Raw genomic sequence first — 25423 nt, 5'->3', positions numbered from 1 at the left:
TTTTTGACAATAAGTAGAAAACGTTTTCTTGGTCGTTGGCAACAGCACAAACAGACAATAACGCACAAAACTCACGTACATAAATCAGGGGACAGGGAGCCCTGACTCCCGAGCCCACCAACCTGGAGACATGCAAGTGCAACAGTACGTACTCTGGTACGAGCAACTCGGAATGCAAGATGTAGAACGAGTTGGCGGCAAGAACGCATCCCTTGGCGAGATGATCAGCAACCTCTCTGGCGCCGGTGTATCCGTGCCGGGAGGCTTTGCCACCACCGCCTATGCGTTTAACGAGTTTCTGGAGTCAAGCGGCCTCAACGACAAGATCCACGATCTGCTCGACGCCCTGAATGTGGACGACATCGCCGCCCTCAACCGGGCTGGCCAGCAGATCCGCGATTGGGTGATCGACGCCCCGTTCCAGCCCGAGCTGGAGCAGGCGATCCGGGTTGCCTACGAGAAGTTGAGTGCAGGTGTCGAGGCCTCCTTTGCGGTGCGATCGTCCGCCACCGCCGAGGACATGCCGGATGCCTCCTTTGCCGGCCAGCAGGAGACCTTCCTCAACGTGCGCGGTATCGACGCCGTCATGACGGCCGTCAAGCATGTGTTTGCGTCACTGTTCAACGATCGCGCCATCTCCTACCGGGTGCATCAGGGCTATGACCACAAGGGCGTGGCGCTCTCGGCCGGGGTACAGCGCATGGTGCGCTCGGATCTCGCTGCCTCCGGCGTCATGTTCACTCTGGATACTGAATCCGGCTTCAACGACGTGGTCTTCATCACAGGGGCTCACGGCCTTGGCGAGATGGTGGTGCAGGGTGCCGTCAACCCTGACGAGTTCTATGTGCACAAGCCGACCCTCAAGGGTGGGCGTCCCGCCGTGGTGCGCAAGACCCTGGGCTCCAAGCTTATCAAGATGACTTACTCTGACGATGCCGGTCACGGCCGCCAGGTGAAGATCGTCGATACCGTGGATACAGAGCGCAGCCGCTTCTGCATCACCGATGAAGAGGTGATGGATCTGGCGAGACAAGCCCTCATCATCGAGCAGCACTACGGCCGCCCGATGGATATCGAGTGGGCCAAGGATGGTCAGGATGGCAAGCTCTACATCGTCCAGGCGCGCCCGGAAACCGTGCGCAGCCGCCAGGAGGCCAACACGCTCGAACGTTTTGCCCTGAAACAATCCGGCAAGGTGCTGATCGAAGGGCGTGCCATCGGCCACAAAATCGGGGCGGGTCCGGCGCGGGTCATTTCTTCCATCAGCCAGATGGATGAGGTGCAGCCCGGCGACGTGCTGGTCACCGACATGACGGATCCGGACTGGGAGCCCATCATGAAGCGGGCCTCCGCCATTGTCACCAACCGGGGCGGGCGCACCTGCCATGCCGCCATCATCGCCCGCGAGCTGGGCATTCCGGCTGTAGTGGGGTGTGGCAACGCCACCGATCACATCAAGGATGGCCAGCTCATCACCGTCTCCTGTGCGGAAGGGGATACCGGCTTCATCTACGACGGCGAGCTCGACTTCGACGTGGCGGTGACCGAGGTAGGCAACATGCCGCGCCTGCCCATCAAGATCATGATGAACGTGGGCAACCCGGACAGAGCCTTCGACTTCGCCCAGCTGCCAAACGCCGGTGTGGGGCTGGCCCGCCTCGAGTTCATCATCAACCGCATGATCGGCGTGCACCCCAAGGCGCTGCTGGAGTTTGATCAGCAAAGCCCCGAGCTTCAGGCCACCATAGCCAAGATGATCGCCGGCTACGAGAGCCCGCGCGAGTTCTACGTCGCCAAGCTGACCGAAGGCATCGCCACCCTGGGCGCCGCTTTCTGGCCGGAGCGGGTGATAGTGCGGATGTCGGACTTCAAGTCCAACGAGTACGCCAACCTGGTGGGCGGTCGTGACTACGAGCCTCACGAAGAGAACCCCATGATTGGTTTTCGTGGTGCGTCCCGTTACATCGCCGACAGCTTCCGCCCCTGTTTCGCCCTCGAGTGCGAGGCCATCAAGCGGGTGCGCGACGTCATGGGGTTGACCAACGTCGAGGTGATGATCCCCTTCGTGCGCACTGTGGGTGAGGCGGAGCAGGTGATCGACATCCTGGCTGAAAATGGCCTGCGCCGCGGCGAGCGGGGGCTCAAGGTCATCATGATGTGCGAGATCCCGAGCAATGCCCTGCTCGCTGACAAGTTCCTCGAGCACGTCGACGGCTTCTCCATCGGCTCCAACGACATGACCCAACTCACCCTTGGACTGGACCGGGATTCGGGCCTGATCGCCCACCTGTTCGACGAGCGCAACGAGGCGGTCAAGGCGTTGCTGGCCATGGCCATCCAGGCTGCCCGCAAGGCCGGCAAGTATGTGGGGATCTGCGGCCAGGGGCCGTCTGATCACGCCGACTTCGCCGCCTGGCTGGTGGAGCAGGGGATCGATTCGGTGTCGCTCAACCCGGATACCGTGGTCGATACCTGGCTCTATCTGGCCGACCAGCACGGCGGCAAGTAAGTCTGCAAGCGTGCAGCAATGACAAGGGGGCCTGATGGCCCCCTTGGTTTTTACGGGCGGCAGCCAGGCTGCCGACGTGCTTATTTGGGCTGTTGCTCTGTTCCGGACAGCTCAATCTGCACCTTCACCCCTTCCTCTTTGAGCCGGGTGGCGATGGCGTTGAGATCTGTACTCGGCTTGGCCTCCAGCAGGGCAATGCCGCCGCTGCTCTGCTTGAATTGCAGGCCGTGGCGGTTTGCGATCGCCTTGGCCTGACTGTCATCGGCTTCCACCAGCAGGGTGCCGCTGACGGTCAGCTCCGGGCTGGCAACGCCCTGCAGCAGGGCATCGCCCCGGCGCAGGGTCTGCTGCGGCACCTTGCCATCCAGACTGCGGGTGACCCGCTTCTTGCTGCCATCATTAGGGGTCAAGTAGGTCTGACCATTGACCTCAATGGTGTGATATTGCTTGCCATCTATGGTCACTGACTCCTCGGCACTGGCATAGGTGGTGGCCGTTGCCAGCAGGCTGGCGAGGGCAAGGGTGATCATGGTCTGTTTCATGGATGATTCCTCTGTAATCAGGCGCGGGGCGCGTCATGGCCCAGTACGCGCAGTGACCAGTCGATGAGCTTGCCCGGCTGGCTGTTGTTGCGTTCGGTCAGGGTGCTGCGGGTGTTGGTTCGGCGATCAAGCAGTGAAACCTGACGAGTGCCGTTGGCGATGTCGGTCACCTCCAGTCGCCACTCTCCCTGAGCCGGCTCGCCATAGAACTTGTGGGAGAGTAGGCGCATGTCACGCAATCCCCTGGTGCGAACATAACCCAGTTGCTGCCGGTCGAGGGACTGACCCACCAGGCTGTTGTAGGGGTTGAGCAGCACGCTGCGGGTACCGGACGGAGAGACCAGCTCGATCAGCAGATCAGGCAAGCGCTGGTGATCCAGGTTGACCATGACCTGTACCGCTTCCACCGTCAACGCCTGCTCGATCTGGATGGCCGAGCGGGTCGAGGCAGCCCCGACGTCAGGAATGGCTGCTGCCCTGCTGTCGCTCGGGGAGACCTTCTGCCAGGGCAGTTGCACCAGCGGCGGCAGCGGGTTGTGGTTGGCGGCGCGCGCCAGGGCCTTGTTGACATCGATCAGACCAAAACCGTAAGTCGGGCTGAACCACATGCCGGCGGCGTTGCGCTCCCACCCTTCCAGTGCGGTGACCGTGCGGGCGCTGCCTGCGCGGCTGGTGTAGCTCACCTGTACCGCCGGATGTGCGGCATCGACCCGGGTGGCGCTGCGGGCCAGCAGATCCCGCAGGTCCCGCACCGACAGATCCGGATAAGCGGACATCAGCAGCGCCACCGAACCCGAGGTGTTGGGGGTCGCCGAGGAGGTACCGTTCATCACGCCGTTGTAGTCGCAGCGCGCATCCAGTTGCTGGTTGCCGTGCAGCCGGTTGGCGCTGGGATCATCATTGCGGTTGTAACCCATGTCGCACCCGGGCAGATCCGTGGTGACCATGGCCGGCGTATCGGTGCCATATTCTCCCCCGGGGGCGCTCAGGAAGACGTTGCTGCCGACGCTGGAGTAGGAGGAGCGCTTGCCATCGGCGTTGAGGGCACTGACCACCAGGTTCCAGAAGTTGCTGTTGGCGGGATCGATATTGCTGTTCTCGAAGGGCAGGAGAGGGCCATTGCCGGTGCGGGAGAGGGCATAGTTGCCGGCGCCGATGCGCTTGAAGCCATTGCCCGCCGCCTTGATATAGGCCGCGCCTTCCACCTTGAGGGTTTGCTGCTCGAACAGGCGATCGAGCTGGGCCTGATCCAGATCGGTGGCCCCTTGCGGGTCGACCAGGCTCATGCCGTAGCTCTGGTTGAAGACCCGGTTGTCACGGCTGGCCTGGCTGTCGCCAAGGGCATAGAGCCAGTCCTTCTGCAACTGCCGGCTGTCGTTGTCGAGCAGGTTGAACCCCTGCAACTGGGCCTGGGGCGCGACGCCTTTGGTACCGACGGCGTTATCTGCCGCAGCGATGAGACCGGCTACCGAGGTGCCGTGGGCGCTGTCGGGATCCGTCGGAGTAGGATCGCTGCTGCCGGTGACCACGTTTTTGGAGCCCGGCCGCACGTTGTCGGCCAAATCAGGGTGGGCAATGGCCAGGCCGTCATCCACTACGGCCACATTGATCCCCTGTCCCAGCACTCCGGTACGGTGTGCCCACCAGAGGTTGAGGTCGTTGCCAGCCACGCCGCCGCGAGCGCTGAAGGCATCCTGGCCGCTGTTGAGCAGGTGCCACTGCTGAACCTGCAGGGGATTGCTGCCCGGCAGGCAACGCATTGCGCTGTTGCGGGCGGTATCCACGCCACTCTCCTTGCCGGTGAGCGGGGCACAGTTTTCATTTGCCTGAACGAGTGCAACTGGCAGGGTCGACAGCAGTGCTGTGATCGCCAGTGCTAACGATGTTTGCTTCATTATTTTTAACTCCATCTAGGATCGCACCTTCCTGGGTGCGAATGGAATCTATACACGGGATGAAGCGAGTCAAAAGACTCTCTTTTAGGAACTCTGACGAGCTTCAAAGAAATCCGATCTGGTTTGTGGTGGGTATTCCATTGGCGCTCTTTATGTGATTTATTGAGAGCATTTCTCATTTTCGTTTATTGATCTTTTTGTTTTTTAAATGCTTTGCGAGCGCCATATCGGGTGGGATGAGTAGCGGGGAGTGGACCGGTCCTGTCGCAACAGGAGCCGGTATGAGAGCCATAGGGTATGGCAAGCAGCAGGTGGTCAGATGGCGAGCTCGGTCACAGGGAAACCCGCCAATAGCCAGAACAGGGCGGTGAACAGGGCGAGGCCTATCAGGCTCCAGCACAGATAGCGGCGGGTCGCCGCCATGCCGATCACCGCCACGATGGCCGCCACCCAGCCAGCTACCAGCAGGTAGATGAAGGGGGCCATGTTATCCATCATGGTGCCTTACCTCACGAGTGCCAGCACCTGGCGAAACGCCGGATGGCGGCAATTTCCCAGCAGTTCGTAGAGGCACATCTCCACCGAGGTGAGCTCGGCCCCTCGGGCTGCAAGTTTGCCGATGGCCAGCTCCCGGTTGGCGGGAGTGCGTGAGGAGACCGCATCTACCACCAGCGAGACCTCGCTGCCGCTTGCCAGCAGCCCAAGTACCGTCTGATAGACGCAGATATGAGTCTCGATGCCGCACACCAGCCAGTGGTTGACCCCGGTCTGGGTGAGGGCTGCGGCCACGGTTGGTTCACCCAGGGCACCGAAGCTGAATTTGGTGAGCACAAGGTCGTCTGCCTGCAACCCTTGCAACTCGGGCACAGTGGCCCCCAGTTTGTCCGGATTTTGCTCCAGCCAGACAACCGGCAATCCCAGCGCTTTGGCCCCTTGCACCAGGCGCTGCGTATTGGTGATAAGGGCCTCGCTCCCCTCGACCAGGCGCGCCAGCTTGCCCTGAATATCGACGACCAGCAGGCCGGTCGTGGCCACCGTCAGCGGCTGTATTCCCATCATTTGCTCTCCTTGCAGCGGTTTTCTCGGGCCGATTGCGCCAAAGAGGCACGCCCTCAGAATGTTTGACTATACCGGAATTGCCTTCGATTTAAGCTCTCTATGAATCCTTTGTTTGTGTCATGAAGGACAGGTAACCCCCATTTTCCAGTCAGCCCTGTTTTGCCGCTTGGCGAAGGGAAGGGGCTCTGTTATTGTGGTTGAAATAGCCGTTTGGATGGCTGGATGGTTACTGTGTGACGTTTATCGTCCCGGATTGCACCTCTGGCCACCCTCTTGATGATTTTTTGACAGGGAGTCCCTATGCAACGCCGTTCCTTCTTCAAGCTTTCCGCACTGGCACTGCTTGCCAGCAGCCTGCCGTTTTCCGTCCTCGCCGCCGATCAGGCCAAGAAAGAGATAGTGATCGGCACGACCGTGGGCGATTTTGCCGACATGGTGACCGATTCCATCAAGCCGCAGCTGGAGGCCAAGGGCTACCGGGTCAAACTAGTGGAGTTCACCGACTACGTAACCCCCAATATCGCCCTGGCCGATGGTTCGCTCGATGTGAACTGCTTCCAGCACAAGCCCTATCTGGGGAGTTTTGCCAAAGACAGGGGCTTGTCGCTCGCACCCATCACCCAGGTGCCGACCGGTCCCATGGGCCTCTATTCCGGCAAGAAGGGGCAGCTGGCCGAGGTGGGTGAGGGGAGCTCTGTGGCCATTCCCAACGATCCCACCAACCAGGCACGGGCGCTGCTGATGCTGCAGGACTTGGGCTGGCTCAAGCTCAAGGAGGGGATCAATCCGCTCAAGGCAAGCGAGTTCGACGTAGTGGACAACCCCCACGACATCAAGCTGGTGTTGCTGGAGGCGGCCCAGCTGCCCCGCTCGCGGGAAGACGTGGATTTCTCCGTCATCAACGGTAACTTCGCCGCCTCCAGCGGCATCCCGTTCAGCGAGGGCTTGTTCCTCGAACGCAGTTACGACTTCATCAACTGGGTGGTGGTGAAGAGCGCCGATGCGGGCAAGCCGTTTGCCAAAGACGTGGCGGCAGCCTACAACTCCCCCGAATTCAAGGCCTATGCGGCCAAGCGCTTCGCGGGTTACAAGTACCCGCAGGGGTGGGGCGGTTAATACCGGCACGGCGACAGACAATAAAAAACGCCCCGCATGCGGGGCGTTTTCATGTTCGGCCATCAGGGGTGGCGATAGAAGCGGTTCAGCTCGTTCATCACCTGGATCATGGCTCCCATGTCCGGGTTGCCGTGCTTGATGGGGCGATAGCTCTTCTGCTCCAGCAGCTCGAAGTCACCCTGCTTGTTGAAGTGGGTGATGGTGTTGTCCTGATAGATGGCAAAGTCGTTCTGATCGCCAGCCAGCAGCCAGGGGCGCGGGCTGGTATCAAACAGGCTGCGACCTATACTGTAGTCCCGCGCCGGGTTGCGCACCCCCAGCATGCCCTGCATCAGGGTCGGTACCAGATCGAGATGGCTGCTGGGCTGTGACATCACCTGGCTGTCGCGACCGGGCCAGGCCAGCACGAAGGGCACCTGCACCTGATAGGGCGAATAGTTGGTGCCGGCTCCCCAGCTGTTGCTGCGGGTGTCGTTGAACTCCTGGCCATGATCCGAGGTGATGACGACTATGGTGTTGTCGCTCATGCCCTGCTGTTGCAGCTGGGTCAGCATCTGCTCCAGCAGCTGGTCGGTATAGAAGACCGAGTTCTTGTAGCGGTTTTCGAGCTTTTGCAGGTTCTCGGCCCGATAGGCGGTGGCCGGGTTGAAGTTGGTCAGCTCCGGCTGGAATGGCCCCTTCATGGTCGCCGGCAACTGGTAGTCGCCCGGGCTCGACAGATAGACCAGCGAGAACCAGGGGCGCTCCGGTGTGCGCTTCTCGAGCCAGCCCTGCCAGTCGGACAGCAGCTTGCCGTCGTCGAGCTCTTCGGAGACGAATACCTGTTTGCGCAGGCCGGCCAGAATGCTCTGGCGATACTTCTGGGCATCTTCCATCGCGCCAAACAGACCGAACTGGTAGTCCTGACGCAGCATCTCGTCGAACAGCACGGGGGGCCGCTTCTCGCTGCTGATGTCCTGGTAGTAGTGGCCGGGCAGACCGTAGAAGAGGCCGAACATGCCCATCAGCGCGTCGTTGCCGCTGCTTAAGTGATTGCGGAACGTCAAATTCCGGGAGGCATAACGCTGCAGGTTGGGCATGTTGATGTTGTTCAGCATGTCAAAGCGCAGGGAGTCGACCACCACCACCAGCAGGTTGTTGTGGCTGCTGGGGGCGTTGACGTTGAGCGGGCGCAGAGGATAGTGCATCCGGCTGTCGCTGCCACTGTTGTTCTCCGACGCAGCCTGCTTCTTCTCGTACTGATCCAGATCCAGCCAGCCATGTTTGGCCAGGAAGGATCTGGCGGTCATGGGGTAGGAGAGGGGGAAGTTGGCACGCTGCATGGTGATGGGCTGATACAGGGTGGCATCCGCCCAGCTGTTGACCAGGTGGGTCAGGATGAAGCAGACCAGCAGGGCCAATCCCACCTGATTGCCGTACTGACGGCGCTTGCGCTTGTTGATCTTGCGCCAGACGTAGGCTGACAGCAGCAACTGCAACAGGAAGATGGTGGGCACAGCGACGAAAATGATGCTCCAGATCGAGCCCTCCTCGGTCTGGGCCTGATCCAGCAGCAGTTGCCACACCTGGGCATTCAGGTGGAACTTGAACAGCCTGAATACCTGGGTGTCGATGAGCAGCAGCACCAGCGCCAGGGTGGCGACGATGGCCGAAATAAAGCGCAGGGATTTCTCTTTGGGCAAGAGGAAGGTGAGCGGAAAAATCGTCAACAAATAGGTGACGAAGCTCAGGAAAGAGAAGTGGCCAATCCAGCTCACAACAAGGTAGATCACGCCGAGCGTGGTCGATGGCCAACTGATGGCACCCAGATAGCGGGTGGCGATCAGCATGGCCAGGATGATGTTGAAGAAGGAGAACCAATGCCCCCAGGTGATCAGGCGAGAGACATTATCACGATAGGGGTTACCGGTTTCGACCATAGTGATCCATCTGCGTAGAGAAACGTCAAATCAACGGAGTCGGGGACTCAGTGTGTGTCGTGGCGATTGTCGACCGATGCGGTCAGGGCCTGGACAAACTTCTCGGTGATGGCCTGGCGCTGGGCCGGTGCCATACCGTTGATGATATTGGTGGTCAGGTTGCCAAGCACCATGAGGCTGAGATCCACCGGCGCCTTGTGTTTCTCCAGCGCGGTGATCAGGTCGTTCATCAGGGCGTCAAACTGCTCGTTATTGTACTTTGATACGATGGGCATAATCTTCAGTTCATCTCGGTTCAAAGCGCCTTATAATACTTCACCCTTTCGGCTAACACTATGGCTTTGTGACATGAGTCTCGATATCGACAAGATCATACTTCACTCCCTGCGCCAGGGCGGCGATGGTCAACCTTACGCCGATACCCGCAGCCAGACCCTGCCCCCCGACGAGGCGGTGCAAGGGCTGATGGCGGAACTGCATCGCATCTACAACGGCAAGGGCGGCAAGGGCTTTGGCTTTTTTGCCGACCCCGAGGAGGCCGTCGCCGAACTGGCTGACGGTGAAGACGCCCCCAAGCAACCCTCTCCCGCGTTTCGCATCGCCCTCGAACAGCTGCTCGACGAGCAGACGGAATTTGTCCCCTTCTCGGTCACCGTGACCCAGATGCTGGTCAAGCAGCTGGTGGAGCATGCCCTGGATGAACAGGGAGTGCTGCTGTTTGCCAAATACAACTACGTCGGCGTCGATTATTTGCTGATCGCGCTGCTGGAAGGCAAGGAGAGCGTCACCGTCAGCGAGGCGCTGGAATTGCGTCATATCCAGTATCTGGATATCGGTAAACTCAATCTGGTGGCCCGCATCGATCTCACCGAGTGGAAAACCCAACCCGAGTCGCGCCGTTATATTACCTTCAGCAAGGGACGCATAGGCCGCAAACTCGGCGACTTCTTTATGGATTTGCTGGGCGCCCGCGAAGGGATGGATGCCAAGATCCAGAATAAAGGCTTGCTGCAAGCGGTCGAAGATTATTGTGACAGTCGCCAGCTCGAACCGGCCGAGCGCAATGATTATAAAAAGCAGGTTTTCAAATATTGCACCGAGCAGGCCAGTGCCGGTGAAGAGATCGAAATCAAGGAGTTGTCCGCAGAATTGCCCGGCGACGGTGACCTCGATTTTTACAGCTTCATCGGTCAGGAGTATGAGCTGGAAGAGCGCTTCCCCGCCGATCGTTCCACCCTGCGCGGTCTGACCAAATTTGTCGGATCCGGCGGCGGCCTGACCCTGAGCTTCGAGCAGAAGCTGCTGAATAGCCGCATTTTTTACGATCCGGACACCGATACCCTCACCATCAAGGGGGTGCCGCCCAACCTCAAGGATCAGCTGCTGCGCCAGTCGTAATGTGATCCGGTCGTCATATTTGGCAAAAAGGGACCCCGCTTCGGCGGGGTCCCTTTTTTATGACGTCCGTGGCGCAGGACGAAACCGGGGCGGTGCTTTGTTAACAGATAAAACAGAATCGATTGTCTGAAAGGGTTTTCATTCAAGTGAAAACCCTTTCAGTGAAGTAATAAAGTTTCATAATGGTAATTATATTTCTGTGTTGGTTGCGAAATAAGCCGATAAAATCGGTTATTACCGCGATTTAAGAAAATGTTTTCAAAACTTTCTGGAAGGAAATACGTAATTGCATTTCAAAAATGCGAGTTACGTCATGTGAGCCGTTTGCCGCTTGGGATAATATTCATCTCGCACACAAATGCTCTTACAGCGCGGAACTAATACAAGGAAAGGCTCATGAAAAAGAAATTGCTGTCATCCCTGATCGGTCTGGCCACTCTTGGTGTCGCCTGCTCTGCCACTGCTGCCATCGACGAAGGCCAGCTGACCATCTGGATCAACGGTGACAAGGGATACAACGGCCTGGCTGAAGTGGGTAAGAAGTTTGAAGCAGAAACCGGCATCAAGGTGACTGTGGCCCACCCGGATCAGGTTGAAGTTAAATTCCAGCAAGCCGCCGCCACTGGCAACGGCCCGGACATCTTCTTCTGGGCTCACGACCGTTACGGTGAGTGGGTCAAAGCCGGTCTGCTGGTGCCCGTGACCCCCAATGCCGACACCAAGGCCAAGTTTGAACAACTGGCATGGGATGCCATGACCGTCGATGGCAAGACCTACGGTTACCCGGTTGCCATGGAAGCGGTCAGCCTGATTTATAACAAGGATCTGCTGCCCGAGCCGCCCAAGACCTTCGAAGAGATCGCCAAGATCGACGAAACCCTGAAGAAGGATGGCAAGCGCGCCATCATGTGGGCCTATGACACCCCCTACTTCAGCTATCCGCTGGTGGCCGCCAACGGTGGTTACGCCTTCAAGAAAACCGCCACCGGTTATGACGTGAAAGACACCGGTGTGAACAACGCGGGCGCCAAGATGGGCGTGGGCTACATCTCCGAGATGATCAAGTCCGGTCACCTGGAGAAGGGCATCGACTACGGCGTGATGGATGCCAAGTTCAACAAGGGCGAAGTGGCCATGATGATCAATGGTCCCTGGGCCTGGAGCAACCTGGACAAGAGCGGCATCAAGTATGGCGTCGCCCCGCTGCCGACCCTGAATGGCAAGCCGGCCAAGGCCTTCGTTGGCGTGCTGGGTGCCACCATCAACGCCGCCAGCCCGAACAAGGATCTGGCCATCGAGTTCCTCGAGAACTACCTGCTGACCGATGCCGGTCTGGCGCCGATGAACGCCGACAAGCCGCTGGGTGCCGTGGCCCTGAAATCCTTCCAGAAGACCCTGGAATCCGATCCGCACATCAAGGCGACCATGCAAAACGCCCAGGCTGGCGAGCCGATGCCGTCCGTGCCCGAGATGAGCCGTTTCTGGTCCTCCTTTGAAACTGCTCTCAAGAACGTGACCTCCGGCCGTCAAGGTGTTGATGAAGCCCTCGATACCGCTGCCAAGCGTATCGTCCAGTAAGTTCGCACTACCCGGGAGGTCTTCGGGCCTCCCACTTTCTCCTCTCTCTTGGCGTTATAAAGGTTAATTGGCATGGAAGTAGTACCTTCTGTTGAGTCCTATGCCGGTCCGAAGGATAAGCACGTCTGGCTCAAGTGGACCATAGCGGCCCTGGTTGCCATCCTCAACGGCTACGCAGCCGTGATGATGTATGCCAGTGGCGAGTGGGTATTCGCGTTGCTGGATCTGGTGGTGGTATCCGCCGGCCTGTATGTCTTCATGAACAAGAAGACCTATGCCCATCGTTACATCTTTCCGGGTGTGGCGGGCATGGTTGTATTTATCATCTTCCCTCTTGCCTACACGATTGGTATCGCCTTCACCAACTATTCAGGCTCCAATTTGCTCTCGGTAGAGCAGGCGCGGGATTATCATCTCAAGAAATCCTACAAGGTGGCGGGTGGTGAATTCGATTTTACCCTGCTGGAAGCCGACAACGGCCAGTTCCAGCTGCTGCTGAACCAGGGTGAACAGACCTTTGTCAGCCAACCTCTCTCCCTGATGAACAACAAGGCCCGCGAGCTGGCGGTGCGCGAGGGACGGGCACAGGCGGCCCCGCAACTGGTCGAGTTGCAGGTGGCAACCGCCGAGACCGGGCGCAAGTCCGCGCCCATTCGCGTCATCGTCGAGCATCGTACTCACCTGAGCGGGCTGGATCTGGTGCTGCCGGACGACGGCACTCACCTGACCCTGAGCAGCCTGCGCAAGTTTGCCGCCCAGAAGCCGCAATATACCCGGCTGATGGATGGGGCCGTGCTCAAGTCCGGGGTGGTGATCAAGGACAGCAACCTGCTGCGCGACAACCAGACCGGCGAGCTGATGCTGCCCAACGGTGACACCGGCTTCTATCAATACATCGACGAGCAGGGTCAGTTCGTCGGCAAGGGCATCGCCCCCGGTTTTGTGGTGAGCGTGGGCTGGAAGAACTTTGCCCGCATCGTGACCGACCCGGGCATCCAGGCGCCGTTCCTGCAGATCTTCGTCTGGACCGTGATCTTCTCCACCTGCTCCGTCGCCTTCACCCTGGCCATCGGCATGGTGCTGGCTTGTCTGGTGCAGTGGGAAGAACTCAAGGGCCGCGGCTTCTACCGGGTCATGCTGATCCTGCCCTATGCCATCCCGGCGTTTATCTCCATCCTGGTGTTCAAGGGCTTGTTCAACCAGAACTTCGGCGAGATCAACATGTTCCTGGAAGCGGCGTTCGGTATCAAACCGGACTGGTACACCAACCCCTTCCTGGCCAAGGTGATGATCCTCATCGTCAACACCTGGCTCGGCTACCCCTACATGATGATCCTTTGCATGGGCTTGCTCAAAGCCATTCCGGAAGATCTCTATGAAGCGTCCGCCATGGACGGGGCCGGCCCGGTACAGAACTTCTTCAAGATCACCGTACCGCTGTTGATGAAGCCGCTGACACCGCTGCTGATCGCATCCTTTGCCTTCAACTTCAACAACTTCGTGCTCATCCAGTTGTTGACCAATGGCGCCCCGGACATCATTGGCGCCAGCACCCCGGCCGGTACCACCGACCTGCTGGTGAGCTACACCTACCGGATCGCGTTCCAGGGTTCGGGTGGTCAGGACTACGGTCTGGCCAGTGCCATCGCCACCGCCATCTTCCTCATCGTGGGTGCGCTGGCCTTGCTCAACCTGAAATTGTCCAAAGCCGACAAGCAACTGTAAGGAGGCTTCAACATGGCAATCGTACAACCCAAATCAGTCAAATACCGGGTGTGGGCAACCCACCTGGTGATGTGGGGCTTCCTGGCACTGATCATCTTCCCGTTGATCATGGTCATCGCCATCTCGTTTAGAAACGGCAACTTCGCGGTAGGGGAGATCATCCCCTCCAACCCGACTCTGGATCACTGGAAGCTGGCGCTTGGCATGTCCATCACCAACGCCGACGGCAGCATCACGCCGCCGCCCTTCCCGGTGCTGACCTGGCTGTGGAACTCCATCAAGATCGCGGGGATCACCGCCCTGATGATAGTGGTGCTCTCCACCACCTGTGCCTACGCCTTTGCCCGCCTGCGTTTTCGTGGCAAGTCCACCATCCTGCAGGGCATGCTGATCTTCCAGATGTTCCCGGCGGTGCTGGCACTGGTGGCCATCTATGCGCTCTTTAACAAGATTGGTGACTACATCCCCTGGCTGGGTCTCAACACCCACGGCGGCCTGATCCTGGCCTACATGGGGGGGATCGCCCTGCACGTCTGGACCATCAAGGGCTACTTCGAGACCATCGACTCGTCGCTCGAAGAGGCCGCTGCCATCGACGGCGCCACCCCGTGGCAAGCGTTCCGGCTGATCCTGCTGCCCCTGTCGGTGCCCATCCTGGCGGTAGTATTCATCCTGGCCTTCATCGGCTCCATCACCGAGGTGCCCATGGCCTCCATCCTGCTGCAGGATGTGAACAATCTGACCCTGGCGGTCGGGGCCCAGCAGTACCTCTATCCGCAGAACTACCTGTGGGGTGACTTCGCCGCGGCCGCCGTGCTGTCGGGCTTCCCCATCACGGTTGTCTTCCTGCTCGCCCAGCGTTGGCTGGTGGGCGGTCTCACCGCCGGTGGCGTGAAAGGTTAACGGTTCATGGCCGGGGGAGCCGACTCCCCCCGCCATCACGATTTGCAAAGATTCAAGAGCGGAGCTCGACATGGCTGAAGTAGTACTCAACAACGTTCGCAAAAATTACGACCCGGCTGTCCACAAGGACACCCTGCGCAATATCAACCTGGCCATCAAGGAAGGGGAGTTCATCGTCTTCGTCGGTCCGTCCGGTTGCGGCAAGTCCACCCTGCTTCGGATGATCGCCGGTCTGGAAGACATCACCAGCGGCGAGCTGACCATCGGCGGGCGCTACATGAACGACGTGCCGCCGGTAGAGCGCAACGTGGGCATGGTGTTCCAGTCCTACGCCCTCTACCCGCACATGAACATCTACGAGAACATGGCCTTCGGCCTCAAGCTCAAGAAGATGGACAAGGAGAACATCCACAAGCGGGTGATGCGCGCCGCCGAGATCCTGGGTCTCGAGCCGCTGCTGGACCGCAAGCCCAAGGCACTCTCCGGCGGTCAGCGCCAGCGGGTGGCCATCGGCCGCAGCATAGTGCAGCAGCCCCAGGTGTTCCTGTTTGACGAACCGCTCTCCAACCTCGACGCCGCCCTGCGGGTCAAGATGCGCATCGAGATTGCCAAGCTGCACAAGGAGCTCAACTCCACCATCATCTACGTGACCCACGATCAGGTGGAAGCCATGACCCTGGCCGACAAGATAGTGGTGCTGAGCCCGCTCAAGGGCGAGGCGGCCACCAACCTGGAGCAGTTCGGTTCCCCGCTCGATCTCTACCACAACCCGGACAACAAGTTCGTGGCGGGCTTTATCGGCTCCCCCAAGATGAACTTCCTGGCGGCCGAGCTGGTGGAAATTGGTGAGCAGGAGTGTCTGGTCAAGCTGAGCTCTGGCGACAACGTGCGGGTGCGGGTCGATGCCCGTCGCGGCGCGGTTGGTGACAAGGTGGAGCTCGGCATTCGTCCCGAGCACCTGGTGCCGCTGGATCACGCCCATGCCGACAGCCGCGTGAGTGGTGTGGTGCAGGTGGCCGAGCACCTGGGGGCGGAGTCCTTCGTCTATATGGATGTGGATGGTCACGACTTCACCGTCAAGACCACCTCGGACGTGGACGTGGCGGCCGGTCAGACCTACAGCGTGGGGATCCCGGCCGAGGCCTGCTATCTGTTCGATACCAAGGAGCAGGCGTTCCCCCGTACCGCCAAATACATCCGTACCTGACGGGTACTGGTGCAGGTTTTCCTTATCTTCAATGCCTTTTTGCCGGTCGCAAGACCGGCTTTTTCATTTCTGGCCGGGTGCAAATAGAGCATCGCTTCATGACGATCCCTCCTGCTGGCGGGCCCAGCGCTGCAGAAAGTCGAGCAGGGGCTGATGGCTGTATGCCAGGTTGCAGCGCAGCCAGGGTGTGGCCGGGGCATCGACCCGAAACTGGCTGCCCGGGGCCAGCAATAACCCTTCGGCCAATGCGGCCTCGCTCAGGGGCAGGGCATCCTGATGGGGCTCAGGGAGCCTGACCCAGGAGAAGAGACCGCCCTGGGGCGGACAGAAACTCTGCCAGCGGATCTGCTCCAGCCCCTGTTGCCAGCGCTCACCGGCCCGTAGCAGCCGATCCCGCAGTCGCTGCTGCTCTTTCGGGGTGTCGGGATCCTTGAGCATCCGCAGCACCAGACGCTCGGACAGCTCGGAGGAGGCGATGGCGTTCATCACCTTGTAGCGCAGCAGGCGGTCGGTGCGCTCCTCGCTCGCCAGCAGATAACCCACTCTCAGGCCAGGGGCCAGCGCCTTGGCAAAGCTGCCGATGTAGATGATGTGCTCCAGACCAGCCAGCGCCGCCAGGGTCGGGGTGGCGCTCTGGGTCAGCGCCGCACTCACGTCGTCCTCGACGATCAGGCAGTGGTGCAGCGCCGTGAGCTGCAAGACCCGAAATGCGGTGGTGGCCGAGTAGCTGGCGCCGGTGGGATTGTGCTGGCGCGGGTTGGTGAAGAAGGCCTTGGGCTGCGCCAGGTGCAGTTGCTCGGCCAGCACGGCGCAATCGGGGCCCTGCGCCGTCCAGGGGACGCCGATCACCCTCATGCCGGCGTGTTGCAGCAGGGTGATGAGGTTGCAGTAGCCAGGGTCGTCCACCAGCACTGTGTCGCCTGAGCGGAGTTCCGACTGCACCACCAGTGCCAGGGCCTGACTGGCCCCCTGGGTCAGCAGCACCCCTTGCGGATCTACCGGGATGCCGAGCGCCTCGTGGTGTTGCCAGAGGTGCTGGCGCAGCGGCTGCCAGCCTGCCGAGTGACCATAGGCGATGGCGCAGTCGGCCTCTCGTCCCTGCTGGCGCAGGGCGCGTTGCAGGATCTGGGTCGGGTACCACTGGCTGGGCAGCCAGCCACAGCCGGGTTGGACCACCTCGGGGCCCGGAGTGATCCTGTGGTCGGTCAGCCAGCGGGCATCGGGGACCGGCGGCGGCGCCATGGGCGGGGTCAGCGGCGTACGGGCCACATAGTAGCCATCCCCCCGTCTGGCGACGATCACCCCCTGTTGCACCAGCCGGCTGTAACCGTCGGCTGCGGTGAAGGTGCTGATGCCAAGGATGGCGGCGAGCTGGCGCACCGAGGGCAGGCGCTGGCCCGGCGCAAGCTGGCGCGCGGCGATGGCCTGCTGGATGGCGTGTATCAGCTGCTGGATCAGGGAACCCTGGGTCGGATCGAGGGAGAAGGAAGGCATACTGTAATGGCTCCTTGACCTGTACGGTTGGGGTGATTGTTAATGGATTGTATATGTAACGTATCGGGCAAATGCAATAGTGTCGAGCCATCCACCCAGAGGAGAGACACCATGAAACGAGCCCTGTTATTACTCACCGGCCTGCTGTTTGCCCAGTCCGTTCTGGCCGCCCCCGTCCTTCGCATCGCGACTGATGGTACCTTCCCGCCCTACAGTACGGTCAATCCGGACGGCACGCTGGCCGGGTTCGATGTTGATATCGCCAATGCGCTGTGCGCCGAGATGAAGGTGACCTGCGAGCTGAGGCAGTACGACTTCGACGGCATGATCGCGGGGCTCAAGGCCAGAAAATTCGACATGATCGTCGCCTCCATGGCGATCACCGAGGAGCGCCTGCGCCAGATAGCCTTCAGCGACAAGTATCAGGGGGGCTACTCCCGTTTCATGGGGCCTCGCGATACGTCCCTGAATGGTGAACCCGCTGCCATGGCCGGCAAGCGGATAGGCGTGCAGCTTGGTTCCATTCAGGAGAACTATGCCAAGGATGTCTATGGCAAGGCGGGGGCCGAGGTGCGCACCTATGGTTCGGCAGAGCAGGCCTGGCTGGATCTGATGGCGGGTCGGCTGGATGCCATCGTGGTGGAAATCGGCGTTGGCATGGAGTTCAAGAAGCGGGAAGGGGCGGCCGGGTTCGACTTTTTCGGCCCCAGGATGAATGACCCTGCCTACTTCGGTACCGGCTCCGGCATCGCGGTGCGCAAGCAGGACGCTCGCCTGCTGGGGGAGGTCAACAAGGCGCTCGGTACCCTGCTGGCCAACGGCACCTACAAGCAGATCAACGACAAGTACTTCGATTACGACCAGTACGAATAAGGGAACAGGATGAAGGAGATCAAGCTCCCCATGCCCGGCGGCACGCCGGGCAGTCAACGGGTGTTGCAGGCCTGGGAATTTGGCAGCAGTGGGCCCCTTGCCTATCTGCAGGCAGGGCTGCATGCCGACGAGTTGCCTGGGGTGCTGGCCCTGCATCGCCTGCGCCCGCATCTGATGACCTTGGAGCAGCAGGGAGCCCTGTTGGGGCGTATCCGTCTGGTGCCCCAGGCCAACCCCATCGGTCTGTCCCAGTGGCATTTTGGGTTGCATCAGGGGCGCTTTCTGGCCGCCACCGGACAGAACTTCAACCGGGGATATCCCCTGCTGGTGGCGAAGGGGGAGGGGGAGGCAATACCCACCCACCTGACGGCGCGCGATTTGTTGCTGGCCAGGCTGGCCGAGCGGCGTCCCGGCGGCGAACTGGCGTGGCTGCAGCACACCCTGTTTGGCTGGGCACTGGAGGCCGATCTGGTGCTGGACATCCATTGCGACAGCGACGCCCTGCTGCACCTCTATGGCCACGTTCGCCAGCGCAGCCAGGTGGAGCGCCTGGGTGCCTGCCTCGGGGCCGGGGTGATGCTGCTTAGCGAGCAGGCGGGGGGCATGTCTTTTGATGATGCCCTGCTGCAGAACTGGTATGCCCTGATGGAGGGGCCACAGGTGCCGGTCGCGGTGACGGTGGAGCTGAGGGGGCAGCAGGATGTGGCCGATCATCTGGCCGAGCAGGATGCCCGGCGGCTGCTGGCCTGTCTGGTGGAGTCTGGCTGGATTGATCCCGCATTCAGGATGCCAGCCGAGCCGCCCACCTGCACAGGGGGAAAGGCGACGCCACTAGCTGCGGTGGAGGTGATCTCGGCCCCGGCGGCGGGGATCCTGAGCTACGAGGTTGCCCCCGGGGATCGGGTGCTGGCAGGGCAGCGGGTCGGCTGGCTGACGGATGCGCAAACCGGGGAGCGTATTGCTCTGACCGCGCACCACGAAGGCCTCTGTTACGCCAGGGTGCTCAACCGGCTGGCCTGCGCCGGGGATGAGGTGATCTTCCTGGCCGGTGAGGTTGCCCATCGGGAAGGGGACTTGCTGGGGCTGTAAATGGCTACCCGGGGTTTGGTGCGCTGCGTTGACAGGCCAGCCAGAGCGGCTGGCCGGGTCAGGCGTTATCAGTGATCGTCTTTGTCATCGAGGTCTGCGGTGATGTCCGGCACGAAGTTCTGGCTGGTAAGCGGCGGGCGCTCGTAACCTTCGGTGCTGATGGGGGGCAGCTCTATGTGCTCGTAGTGGATCGCCTCGTAGGGCACCTTGCCCAGCAGGTGGGAGATGCAGTTGAGGCGGGCACGGCGCTTGTCGTCGGCGTCCACCACGAACCAGGGGCTGTCCTGGGTATCGGTGTAGGTAAACATGTCATCCTTGGCGCGGGAGTATTCGACCCAGCGCGAGCGGGATTGCAGATCCATGGGGCTGAATTTCCAGCGCTTGATGGGGGTGCTGATCCGCTCCTTGAAGCGCTTCTCCTGCTCCTCGTCGCTGACCGAGAACCAGTACTTGATGAGGGTGATGCCGGAGCGGATCAGCATCCGCTCGAACTCGGGGCAGGCGCGCAGGAATTCCCGGTACTCCTCGTCGCTGCAAAAGCCCATCACCCGTTCCACCCCGGCCCGGTTGTACCAGGAGCGGTCGAACAGCACCATTTCGCCGGCGGCGGGCAGGTGGGCCACATAACGCTGGAAGTACCACTGGGAGCGTTCCCGGTTGGAGGGGGCGGGCAGGGCGGTGACCCGGCACACCCTGGGGTTGAGCGGCTCGGTAATGGCCTTGATGACGCCCCCCTTGCCGGCGGCATCGCGTCCCTCGAACACCACCACGACTTTCAGTCCCTCCTGCTTGACCCACTCCTGCAGCTTGACCAGCTCCTCCTGCAGATGGGCGAGGTGATGCTCGTAGCGCTTCTTGTTGAGGCGCGGGCGTTTCTTGCTCTTGTCCTTTGGCATGATCTTCTCCTTGTTGACACTCTTCCAGATTGCACCACAGAAGCGTCATCGCCAAGGGGGGGCGTGATACACTGCCGCTCCACTAGAGGCAACAGGAGAAAACATGAAGCAGTTTATGGAGATAGCGGGTCGCCGCATGGCCTATCTGGACGAGGGGCAGGGCCCTGTGCTGCTGTTTGGTCACAGCTATCTGTGGGACAGCGCCATGTGGGCGCCGCAAGTCGAGGCGCTCAAGGGGCAGTATCGCTGCATTGTGCCCGAGCTCTGGGGCCACGGGGATTCCGATGCGCTGCCCGAAGGCCCCTGCACCCTGGCGACCCTGGCCCGCGCTCACCTGGCGCTGCTCGATGCCCTCGGGGTGGAAGAGTGCGTGCTGGTGGGCCTCTCCATCGGCGGCATGTGGGGTGTCGAGCTCGCGCGCATGGCGCCGGAGCGTCTCAAGGGCCTGGTGCTGATGGACAGCTTCGTTGGCCTCGAGCCCCAGATCACCTGCGAGCGCTATCTTGGCATGCTCGCTATGATCGAGCAGCTTGGCACCATTCCTGCGCCCATCGTGGAGCAGGTGGCGCCGCTCTTTTTTGCCCATCAGCCGGATGCGGCCTTGATGGATGGTTTCAAGGCGCGTCTGGCGAGCTGGCCCGCCGACAAGGTGGCTGCCATGGTGGCGGTGGGGCGCAGTTTCGTGACCCGGGAAGATCGCATCGACTGGCTCGAAGAGATCGCCATACCCAGCCTGGTAATGACAGGCTGCGAGGACAAGGCACGTCCTGTGCTGGAAGGCTATCTGATGGCCGAGGTGCTGGGTTGCCCCTTCAAGGAGATCCCGGGAGCGGGCCATATCTCCACCCTGGAGAACCCTGTCTTCGTCAACGGCGCGCTGGGAGTGTTTCTGGCCGGGCTGTGAGGGTGACACCTTGCCGGATAGCGAGAAAAGGAGCCATGGGCTCCTTTTCTCTTTTGTCTTGCGACTTGTGCGGCTAAGGGGTTACCAGATATAGCCGAGGCCGAAGCCTGCATAGAGCTCGCCCTTGTGCTGGACGATGGGGCTGTCGGCGATGTCGTCGTCATAGCGTTCGTAGTTGACGCCAAAGCCGCCAATCCAGTTGGCACTGAAGCGATAGCTGCCGATGACGGAGACCATGGGGGAGAGGGTGGTGCCCGTGTTCCACGCCTGCCTGCCTGCCCGGGCCTCTTCTTGCGACACGCCGCCGAAGTAATAGTTGGCGAGGTTGTGGCTGCGCAGCATCACGCCAGCCCCCGGCATCAGCAGCAGCGGGCCGCGGATGATGGGGAAGTTGGCCCACAGCATCACCTCCTGGCCGTTGCTGTTGCCGGTCACGTCCGTGGTGGCCCGCATGGTCCACAGGGCATAGGGGGTGATGAGATCGGCCCCGAAGCCGGCCTCGAACTCCCCTTTGCGCTTGTTGAGGCCATGGAGGAAGGCATCATCATCCGGATCCAGGTTGCCAAAGCGCATCCGCCCGAAGGCGTAGGTGGAGAAGCCGCCATCCCGGGTGAGGTAGTAGCGGGCCCGATCCCCCAGATACATCAGGTTGTCGCCAAAATAGAGGGCGCCCGGGATGGGCAGCAGGGTGTCGTCCTGATGCTGGTAACGGGCCTGGCCTGCGATAAATGCGCCGCCAACGACCAGTCCCTTGGGAATGGGGCTGCTTGGGCTGTCGCTGGAGAAGGCGCTGAGTGCCCCGAGATCGAGGTCGGCACGGACGGGGGCCGAGAGCAGCAGCGCCAGAAGGGCGCCAAGAGAGGCATGGCGCAAGGCCGGGACTGGGGGCATATGAATATCCTTATGGGTCGGTGACCGATGCAGTGGTGGCGCAACAGGGTGCCGGTGGCGTAGCCAGTTAAGCCGATTTGTATTGTGAATTCAAACCGATAGAGCAAAAAGAGTGGCGTGTTGCCAACGCTGGCCCCAATGGACGCCCTGCCTGGGCTGTGAGAGGCATTGCCAGCAGGCAGATGAGCGCTGCCGCCAACAAAAAAGAGAGGCTTGGCCTCTCTTTTTGGTCTTTGCCTGTCGTTGCAGGTATGTCCCCATCAGGGGGCGGGGCGGGGCAGCTCTTCCCGCTTGGGCCAGACGTTGAGCACCGCCTTGACCAGGGTGGCGAGGGGAATGGCGAAGAAGACCCCCCAGAAGCCCCACAGGCCGCCAAACACCAGCACGGCGATAATGATGGCCACCGGATGCAGGTTGACCGCCTCGGAGAAGAGCACCGGCACCAGCAGATTGCCATCGAGCGCCTGAATGACCAGATAGGCCACCATCAGCCAGGCAAACTCTGGGGTGAGCCCCCACTGGAACAGGGCCACCATGGCCACCGGCACCGTCACTACGGCGGCGCCGATATAGGGGATCAGCACGGAGAAGCCAACCGCCACCGCCAACAGGGCCGAGTAGCGCAGTCCCATCAGGGCGAAGGGGATATAGGTCGCCACCCCGACGATGAGGATCTCGATCACCTTGCCGCGGATGTAGTTGATGATCTGGTTGTTCATCTCCACCCAGACCCGGTTGACCAGGGTGCGGTTGCGCGGCAGGAAGCGACGCAGCCCCCCCATCAGCACCTGCTTGTCTTTGAGCATGAAGAAGACCATCAGGGGTACCAGGATGAGATAGACCATGATGGCCACCACGTTCACCAGGGAGCTCAGGGAGGCGCTGACCAGATGCTCGCCCCCGCTCAGGATGCGTTGGCGCATGTTGTCGATGACGGTTTCCACCAGGCTGACATCGACAAGCTCGGGGTATCTGTCCGGCAGGGTGCGCACATAGTCCTGGGCATGGGTCAGCATGGCCGGGGCTTCTTTGGCCAGATTGATGCTCTGGTGGACCAGGGTCGGGATAAGGCCCAGCACCGCGGTCACTGCCAGGGTGATGAAGATGAGCAGCACCAGACTGGTGGCCAGGGTGCGGGAGAGCCCCGCCTGCTGCAGCCGGACCACAGGCCACTCCAGCAGATAGGCCATGACGATGGCCACCAGGATGGGGGCGAGCAGGTTGCCAAACAGCCAGAGTCCGGCAAAGCCGAACAGCAGCAACAGGAAGAGGGTGACGGCATCGGGATCGGAAAAACGGGTCTGATACCAGCGCTTTAATACTTCTAACATCTAGCGTCCTTACACGACGGGGTCTGTGAGAGTGGCCTGGCCCCGACAACCAGTAGTAAAGAGAGAGTCTGATCCGGCGCCTGTTGCTGCGTGACCTGATGGCCGAGGCGTTGCAGATAGGCCGGAATATCCTGCCGCGAACCCGGATCGGCCAGGCGGATGGTCACGACCTGGCCTGGTTGGGCTTCTCTTAACCAGAGTTTGAGCCGGATCAGGGGCTCGGGGCAACGCCAGGGGGTCAGGTCGAGGTACTCCATGAGGGCTCCATCTCGCGAGTGGTCGCTATTATGGCCGCGATGACAGCACGAAACAACGCTTGTAGCCCTTCTGAGGCAAGGGTATTCTGCCGAAGCCCCGGTAGGGTCTGCTGACGTTTCGTCACGACCGCGACGGCGTCAGTTTTTGCGCAAGACCAGGCTGCGCCAGCCAAGGGGCATGGATCGAGTCACGACGTTTTGCGCAAAAGCTGGCCTGTCCCTACGGGTTGCGCGGTAAATGACGCCATGCGTCGTTGCAGGAGTGGCCAAGGGTATGGCCATGGTCGGCGTTCCGCGCCTTGCCTGGCGCCATTTGTCGCTGCAACGCGGCTTGCGCCGCAACGTCAACAGACCCTATTGGAGATAGAGATAACGTGGCACGCTTTTCCCCCCTGATGGCATCCATTCCCCTGCTGGCCTCCCTGATGGGCGCCACGTTTCATGCCCAGGCGAACAACCAGCTTCCCGACATCGGCACCGCCGGTGTCTCGGCCCTGCCCATCGAGCAGGAGGTCCGTTACGGCAATGCCTTCATGCGCTTCGCCCGGGCGGGTCTGCCCATCATCGACGACCCCGTGCTCAACCAGTACATCGACGATTTGGGCCAGCGTCTGCTCTCCAATGCCGACGGGGTACGCTTCCCGTTTACCTTTTTCCTCATCAATGACCCCAGCATCAACGCGGCCGCCTTCCTCGGCGGGCGGGTCAAGGTGCATACCGGCCTGTTTCTCTACGCCGACAACGAGAGCGAGCTCGCCTCGGTACTGGCTCACGAAATCACCCACGTGACCCAGCGCCACATCGCCCGCTACATGGAGGCGCAGGCGAGCAGCTCCGCCATGACCCTGGCCGGTCTGGTGGGCTCCATTGCGCTGGCGGTGATCAACCCCACCGCCGGTATCGCCGCCCTGCAGACCACCCTCGGCCTCTCCATGCAGTCCGCCATCAACTACACCCGTGACAACGAGTACGAAGCGGATCGCATCGGCATGAAGACACTGTATGACGCCGGCTTCGATCCCATGGGGATGGCGACCTTCTTCCAGAAGCTGGCCGCCGAGTACCGCTATGCCAGCAAGCCGCCCGAGATGTTGCTGACCCACCCGCTGCCGGAGACCCGGATCAGCGAGGCGCGATCCAGGGCGAGCAACTACAGTCGCCGCAACCTCTCACCCAGTCTCGATTTCTGGCTGGCCAAGGTGCGCATTCAGGTGCGTTACGGCACGGACACCCCTCAGGGGTTGCTGAGCTACTTCGACACCCGCATCCAGAAGGGGGATTATCCCCTCAAGGATGCCGCCATCTACGGCAAGGCGCTGGCACTGATCCAGCTCAAGCGCACCGACGAGGCGGATGCTTTGATGAAGGAGCTGGCCTCCCGCCATCCGGAAGACTTGTTCGTGGTGGATGCCCTGACCGACATCGATCTCGCCAAGGGGCGCAGCGCCCAGGCTATCGCCCGGCTGGAAAATTTCCGCACCCGCATGCCGGACAACGAGGTGATAGTGGTGAACCTTGGCAACGCCTATCTCGAGAGCGGCAACTACAAGAAATCCATCGCCATTCTCGACCCCTATGCCCGCGAGCATGAGGAGAACAACCTGGCCTGGAACCTGCTCTCCGATGCCTATCGCAAGGCGGGGCGGATGACCGAGCTGCACATGGCGCGAGCCGAGATGCTTGCGCTGCGCGGGGATTATCAGGCTGCCATCGACGAGCTCATCGTGGCTCGTGGCACCACCAAGGATCGGATGACGCTAGCCCGGCTCGAGGCCAGGATCACCGAGCTGGAGCGGGCCAAGAAGGATCTCGACAGCCTCAAGGGGTGATGACCCTG

The 25423-nt window shown here is 61.1% G+C and carries 22 protein-coding genes; 11 read left to right on the top strand and 11 right to left on the bottom strand.

Annotated features, from left to right (window positions below; all coding sequences use genetic code 11):
- Positions 1-130: 130 nt before the first annotated feature.
- Positions 131-2509: a phosphoenolpyruvate synthase gene (gene ppsA / locus LA321_RS18345; RefSeq protein ID WP_042069730.1), complete on the top strand. Its 2379-nt coding sequence runs from the start codon at positions 131-133 to the stop codon at positions 2507-2509.
- Positions 2510-2589: 80 nt separating this feature from the next.
- Here ppsA and LA321_RS18340 read toward each other — a convergent pair whose 3' ends face one another.
- From LA321_RS18340 to LA321_RS18325, 4 genes are all read right to left on the bottom strand, one after another.
- Positions 2590-3051 (bottom strand): serine protease chaperone, encoded by a 462-nt coding sequence (locus LA321_RS18340; RefSeq protein ID WP_042069729.1) that lies wholly within the window; start codon positions 3049-3051, stop codon positions 2590-2592.
- Between the two features lie 17 nt (positions 3052-3068).
- Positions 3069-4946 carry a serine protease Asp gene (asp, locus tag LA321_RS18335; protein ID WP_042069728.1) on the bottom strand — a complete coding sequence of 626 codons (1878 nt, stop codon included), beginning with the start codon at positions 4944-4946 and terminating at the stop codon, positions 3069-3071.
- 315 nt (positions 4947-5261) lie between these two features.
- Positions 5262-5444 carry a hypothetical protein gene (locus tag LA321_RS18330; RefSeq protein ID WP_042024927.1) on the bottom strand — a complete coding sequence of 61 codons (183 nt, stop codon included), beginning with the start codon at positions 5442-5444 and terminating at the stop codon, positions 5262-5264.
- Positions 5445-5450: 6 nt separating this feature from the next.
- Positions 5451-6002 (bottom strand): hydrolase, encoded by a 552-nt coding sequence (locus LA321_RS18325; protein WP_042070042.1) that lies wholly within the window; start codon positions 6000-6002, stop codon positions 5451-5453.
- Between the two features lie 303 nt (positions 6003-6305).
- Between LA321_RS18325 and LA321_RS18320 the strand changes: the two genes are divergently transcribed.
- On the top strand, positions 6306-7121 hold the full coding sequence (locus LA321_RS18320; protein ID WP_042069727.1) for a MetQ/NlpA family ABC transporter substrate-binding protein: 816 nt from the start codon (positions 6306-6308) through the stop codon (positions 7119-7121).
- 62 nt (positions 7122-7183) lie between these two features.
- Here LA321_RS18320 and LA321_RS18315 read toward each other — a convergent pair whose 3' ends face one another.
- Together LA321_RS18315 and LA321_RS18310 are read right to left on the bottom strand one after the other, a co-directional pair.
- Positions 7184-9040: a DUF3413 domain-containing protein gene (locus LA321_RS18315; RefSeq protein ID WP_042069726.1), complete on the bottom strand. Its 1857-nt coding sequence runs from the start codon at positions 9038-9040 to the stop codon at positions 7184-7186.
- A 47-nt stretch (positions 9041-9087) separates the two neighbouring features.
- A complete protein-coding gene (locus LA321_RS18310; protein ID WP_005344699.1) occupies positions 9088-9315 on the bottom strand; it encodes a YejL family protein in 228 nt (75 codons plus the stop codon).
- Between the two features lie 73 nt (positions 9316-9388).
- Between LA321_RS18310 and yejK the strand changes: the two genes are divergently transcribed.
- The 5 genes from yejK (at position 9389) to LA321_RS18285 (ending at position 15851) form a co-directional block, all read left to right on the top strand.
- Entirely contained in the window at positions 9389-10438 is a 1050-nt protein-coding gene (gene yejK, locus LA321_RS18305; protein WP_042069724.1) for a nucleoid-associated protein YejK, read from the top strand.
- Between the two features lie 396 nt (positions 10439-10834).
- Complete coding sequence (gene malE, locus LA321_RS18300) at positions 10835-12016, top strand: maltose/maltodextrin ABC transporter substrate-binding protein MalE (protein WP_042024923.1); 1182 nt, start codon at positions 10835-10837, stop codon at positions 12014-12016.
- A gap of 72 nt (positions 12017-12088) precedes the next feature.
- Entirely contained in the window at positions 12089-13741 is a 1653-nt protein-coding gene (gene malF / locus LA321_RS18295) for a maltose ABC transporter permease MalF (protein WP_042024922.1), read from the top strand.
- Between the two features lie 12 nt (positions 13742-13753).
- Positions 13754-14644 (top strand): maltose ABC transporter permease MalG, encoded by an 891-nt coding sequence (gene malG, locus LA321_RS18290; protein WP_005299600.1) that lies wholly within the window; start codon positions 13754-13756, stop codon positions 14642-14644.
- 70 nt (positions 14645-14714) lie between these two features.
- On the top strand, positions 14715-15851 hold the full coding sequence (locus LA321_RS18285; protein ID WP_042069723.1) for an ABC transporter ATP-binding protein: 1137 nt from the start codon (positions 14715-14717) through the stop codon (positions 15849-15851).
- Positions 15852-15947: 96 nt separating this feature from the next.
- Here LA321_RS18285 and LA321_RS18280 read toward each other — a convergent pair whose 3' ends face one another.
- Positions 15948-17345 (bottom strand): aminotransferase-like domain-containing protein, encoded by a 1398-nt coding sequence (locus LA321_RS18280; protein ID WP_042069722.1) that lies wholly within the window; start codon positions 17343-17345, stop codon positions 15948-15950.
- Positions 17346-17456: 111 nt separating this feature from the next.
- Between LA321_RS18280 and LA321_RS18275 the strand changes: the two genes are divergently transcribed.
- Both LA321_RS18275 and LA321_RS18270 read left to right on the top strand, forming a co-directional pair.
- A complete protein-coding gene (locus tag LA321_RS18275; RefSeq protein WP_042069721.1) occupies positions 17457-18218 on the top strand; it encodes a transporter substrate-binding domain-containing protein in 762 nt (253 codons plus the stop codon).
- Positions 18219-18227: 9 nt separating this feature from the next.
- On the top strand, positions 18228-19307 hold the full coding sequence (locus LA321_RS18270; RefSeq protein ID WP_042069720.1) for a M14 family metallopeptidase: 1080 nt from the start codon (positions 18228-18230) through the stop codon (positions 19305-19307).
- A 68-nt stretch (positions 19308-19375) separates the two neighbouring features.
- On the opposite strand, the gene ppk2 is transcribed toward LA321_RS18270, so the two are convergent.
- Entirely contained in the window at positions 19376-20203 is an 828-nt protein-coding gene (ppk2, locus tag LA321_RS18265) for a polyphosphate kinase 2 (RefSeq protein ID WP_042069719.1), read from the bottom strand.
- A gap of 103 nt (positions 20204-20306) precedes the next feature.
- On the opposite strand from ppk2, the gene LA321_RS18260 reads away from it, so the two are divergent.
- Positions 20307-21107 carry an alpha/beta fold hydrolase gene (locus LA321_RS18260; RefSeq protein WP_042069718.1) on the top strand — a complete coding sequence of 267 codons (801 nt, stop codon included), beginning with the start codon at positions 20307-20309 and terminating at the stop codon, positions 21105-21107.
- 81 nt (positions 21108-21188) lie between these two features.
- On the opposite strand, the gene LA321_RS18255 is transcribed toward LA321_RS18260, so the two are convergent.
- From LA321_RS18255 to LA321_RS18245, 3 genes are all read right to left on the bottom strand, one after another.
- Positions 21189-21998, bottom strand: coding sequence for a MipA/OmpV family protein (locus LA321_RS18255; protein ID WP_042069717.1), 810 nt, complete (start codon positions 21996-21998; stop codon positions 21189-21191).
- Positions 21999-22258: 260 nt separating this feature from the next.
- The gene (locus LA321_RS18250; RefSeq protein ID WP_026457030.1) at positions 22259-23329 is read right to left on the bottom strand and encodes an AI-2E family transporter; all 1071 of its coding nucleotides are present in this window, start codon (positions 23327-23329) and stop codon (positions 22259-22261) included.
- On the bottom strand, positions 23323-23586 hold the full coding sequence (locus LA321_RS18245) for a sulfurtransferase TusA family protein (protein ID WP_026457029.1): 264 nt from the start codon (positions 23584-23586) through the stop codon (positions 23323-23325). The genes LA321_RS18250 and LA321_RS18245 overlap by 7 nt, the downstream gene beginning before the upstream one ends.
- Positions 23587-23960: 374 nt before the next feature.
- Here LA321_RS18245 and bepA point away from each other — a divergent pair, with 374 nt between their 5' ends.
- A complete protein-coding gene (gene bepA, locus LA321_RS18240) occupies positions 23961-25415 on the top strand; it encodes a beta-barrel assembly-enhancing protease (protein WP_354689014.1) in 1455 nt (484 codons plus the stop codon).
- Positions 25416-25423: the final 8 nt, after the last annotated feature.

Origin of the sequence: Aeromonas enteropelogenes (assembly GCF_020097295.1) — a bacterium.
Classification (GTDB): Bacteria; Pseudomonadota; Gammaproteobacteria; order Enterobacterales; family Aeromonadaceae; genus Aeromonas; species Aeromonas enteropelogenes.
This window is presented reverse-complemented; position numbering and strand designations above follow the sequence as displayed.